General features: G+C 34.7%; 6 protein-coding genes and 1 pseudogene. All 7 read left to right on the top strand.

Features of this window, described 5'->3' with window-relative positions; translation table 11 throughout:
* Window positions 1-227: pseudogene (locus C8C76_RS15260) on the top strand (IS4 family transposase); the annotation flags it as partial.
* A complete protein-coding gene (locus C8C76_RS14865) occupies window positions 224-478 on the top strand; it encodes a hypothetical protein (protein WP_108143014.1) in 255 nt (84 codons plus the stop codon). The pseudogene C8C76_RS15260 and the gene C8C76_RS14865, both read left to right, overlap by 4 nt.
* 13 nt (window positions 479-491) lie before the next feature.
* Complete coding sequence (locus tag C8C76_RS14860; RefSeq protein ID WP_108143012.1) at window positions 492-989, top strand: chemotaxis protein CheW; 498 nt, start codon at window positions 492-494, stop codon at window positions 987-989.
* Window positions 990-1085: 96 nt separating this feature from the next.
* A complete protein-coding gene (locus C8C76_RS14855) occupies window positions 1086-1586 on the top strand; it encodes a chemotaxis protein CheW (RefSeq protein ID WP_108143010.1) in 501 nt (166 codons plus the stop codon).
* A 22-nt stretch (window positions 1587-1608) separates the two neighbouring features.
* Window positions 1609-2211, top strand: coding sequence for a chemotaxis protein CheC (locus C8C76_RS14850; RefSeq protein WP_108143008.1), 603 nt, complete (start codon window positions 1609-1611; stop codon window positions 2209-2211).
* A complete protein-coding gene (locus tag C8C76_RS14845; protein ID WP_208109005.1) occupies window positions 2204-2698 on the top strand; it encodes a chemotaxis protein CheD in 495 nt (164 codons plus the stop codon). Before C8C76_RS14850 ends, C8C76_RS14845 begins: the two co-directional genes overlap by 8 nt.
* A 139-nt stretch (window positions 2699-2837) precedes the next feature.
* The gene (locus C8C76_RS14840) at window positions 2838-3191 is read left to right on the top strand and encodes a response regulator (protein ID WP_108143006.1); all 354 of its coding nucleotides are present in this window, start codon (window positions 2838-2840) and stop codon (window positions 3189-3191) included.
* Window positions 3192-3413 lie beyond the last annotated feature (222 nt).

The raw sequence follows: 3413 nt of genomic DNA, 5'->3' as shown, positions 1-3413 counted from the left end.
ATGAAGACGAAAAGACTTTTGGCGGTATGTTTTTTGAATACTGTGATGAGCTAAAAGATTTAAGTCATATTGAAGCATTATTTTTAATCATAGACCTTTTCAAAAAGACTCTACATGATTATTCAACATTAACTGAAGAAAAGATAAATGACCTATTAGACTACTTTTTTGAGCTTCTTCCTGGTTATATCAAGAAATCATTAATGATTTCTAACGCCGAAAGTTGAGTAATATAACTGATAAAATTAAAGATGTCGTTGATCAGGTTAAAGAAACTGCTGCTTCTGTTAATGAGCTTTCTAAAGGAAGTCAGGATATTTCTAAGGTTACAGAAGAACAGGCTGTTAACAGTGATCAGATTTCCGAATCTGTTCAGAAACAATCAGAGTCAATGGAAAACCTTAACGAGGCAGTTGATAGTCTGACTGAAATGACAGTTGAATTAAAAGAATTAGTTGGAGAATTTAAAATTTCATAAATGGGGTGTGATTATGGAGACAGCTCAAGAACGTCTGGATTTAGAGAATGCTAAAAATAAAAATAACAAAAAAAGCGGTCAGGCTCAATATGTAGTTTTTAACATTGGGGAAGAAGAATATGGTATAGAAATAGAATATACAAGAGAGATTATTAAGTCTGCTCAAATTACAAATGTTCCAAATACAGATGAGCATGTTGTAGGTGTAATTAATTTGAGGGGGATTATCGTTCCAGTCGTTGATCTGCACAGTCGTTTTGAAATTGAGGAAGACAGTGGTGATTTTGAAGCTGATGAGCAGCGGACGATTACAGTTGAAGTTAGCGATATGCTCTTAGGAATTCAGGTTGATCACATTGAGGGAATTGTCTGGTTGGAAGAAGACAGTATTACCCCTGCACCGGATGTGGAAAGTGGATTAAGACAGGATTATCTGCGCGGTGTCTGTGCTCGGGATGAGGATCATCTTCTGATTTTACTTGATCTAGAAAAAACCCTTTTTACCCAATAGCTTATTAAAGACTTTCCCCTTTTTAGCTGATAAATTTAATCAGGGGAAAGTTTTATTCTGATAGTAGCTTTTATAAATTAAACGGAGGTGACTGTTATGCAGCTGAAAGAGGTAAATCAGGACAAAAAGCAGTATGTTATTTTTTATCTGGCCGATAAAAAGTTTGGAGTGAATATCAATCAAACTAAAGAAATTCTTTCTAATACTGAAATGACCTTTGTTCCTGACAGTCCTGGTTATATCAGTGGAATAATTAATCTAAGGGGAGCAGTTGTTCCCATAGTTGATTTAAAATTGCGTCTTAACATCAGTGGTCAGAAAAAGAGTCAGGAAGAAAAGATAATCATTGTTGAACTTGACGGTTTAACAGCCGGGATGATGGTTGATGATGTTAAAGAAATCAAACCGCTGACAAAAGAAAACATTGTAAATTTGCCTGATTTAGCCAGAAAAGTTGATAGTGATTATATAGAAGGTGTCGGCAGAGCTGGCAGAGATGATGAACTGCTGCTGCTTTTGGATTTAAAAAATGTTTTAAATAACCGTGAAATAGAAGAGTTAAAAAATGTTGAATCGGAAAGCAGTAGTAAAGAATAGTTTAGGTTAGGAGGTAAAGTTTATGGAATTGGACCAGACTAAAAAAGACATCCTAAAAGAAGTAGCAAATATTGGAGCCGGAAACGCAGCTACTGCTTTTTCAGGAATGATTGGACAGGAGATTAATATGACTGTCCCCAAAGTAGAACTGGTTGAGATACAGGATTTACCAGCAATTACTGGTGATGAAGAAGAATTTATTGCCTGTATCATGATTAATTTTTCTGGTGAGATTTCCGGAAAAATTCTGCTGGTTGTTGATATGGAAAATGTTGAAAAAATGTTAAAGCTGATTTTTTCAACTGACGATCTACCCGGCAAGGAAATGCAGCATTCTGCTCTTAATGAACTGGGAAATATTCTAAGTGGAGCCTATTTAAAAGCGATCAATGATTTTACTGATTTGGAACTAGACCAGAGTGTGCCGGCAATGGCCTATGATATGGCAGCTGCAGTTTTAAGCTCTTCAGTGATCGATTACAGTCAGACAGAAGACCATATTTTACTGCTGGAGACTGAATTTATTACCGAAGAAGAGAAGCTGGAACTTTTTTATTTTTTCATCCCAGAAAGAGATTCACTGGATTTTCTTTTCCAAAGACTGGTAGGTGGTAGTTTTGCCTAGTCTGGATCAGGTAGCAGAAAAATTGGTTGTAAAAATGGCGGATCACGCCATAGGGGATGAAAATACAGTTTTAGCAACACTGGGACTTGGTTCCTGTATTGGGATTGCTCTCTATGATAAATTTTCTAAAGTGGGAGGGCTTGTTCATATTATGCTGCCCGAAAATCCGGGCGGCAAAAAAGTTGTAAAATATGCAGATACAGGAATTCCTTTTTTAATCAGGGAAATGGAAAGCGCTGGAGCCAATAAAAGGCGGCTTGCTGCTAAAATTGTTGGTGGGGCAGGAATGTTTAAGTCTGAAAGTGGAGATTCGGTGATGAAAATTGGAGAAAGAAATATTGAAGCAGTCAGAGAAGTTTTAAAAGATGAGGGAATCAAAGTTACAGGTAGTGATGTGGGAAAAGACTATGGTCGTTCAATGTATTTTTACCTTGATGACGGCCGAGTCGAGGTAAAATCATTCAGTCGTGACTTGATTACCATTTAAATTTATTATATAGTAAAAAAAGGAATCTAATAAAAATCTATAATTTTTGGATAAATTATTCTTTACTATTGTAAATAAAAATCATTTCTGTTATTATATAATGTAATAGCAGATATTATTTAGAGGAGGTAATTTTTAAATGCCTAGGGTGTTAATAGTTGATGATGCAGCATTTATGAGATTAAATTTAAAAAATATATTAAAAGATGAATTTGAAATAGCAGGTGAAGCAGAAAACGGCAAAGAAGCAGTAGAATTATATCAGGAACTAAACCCAGATATAGTTACAATGGATATTACGATGCCAGTAATGGATGGTCTGGAAGCCATTAAAGCAATTCAGGACATTGATCCTGGAGCTCAAATAGTTGTCTGTAGTGCGATGGGCCAGCAAAAAATCGTTATCCAGGCGATTGAAATGGGTGCCAAAGATTTTATTGTTAAACCATTCAAAAAAGATAGAGTAATGGAGTCCTTAAAGAAGCTGCTATAAATTTATTTATTATTTTTTTATTAATTATGTGTTGAAAAAATGATGATTTTTTAAAATTTATATAAAGATTATATTAGCAAAATTAGCGAAAGCTGATGACGCAAAGTTATGGGTCTAAGATATTTTTGCCTCTTCGCTATTTAGTGTGGGTTTTTATTGTTCTTTTATTTAATATAGCTGAATTAATTCATTTTCATATCCAATTATGGTATACTTTACCTA

Source organism: Halanaerobium saccharolyticum (genome assembly GCF_003053565.1).
GTDB lineage: Bacteria > Bacillota > Halanaerobiia > Halanaerobiales > Halanaerobiaceae > Halanaerobium > Halanaerobium saccharolyticum_B.
The sequence above is the reverse complement of the archived record's forward strand: the minus strand, read 5'-3'. Positions and strand labels throughout refer to the sequence as shown.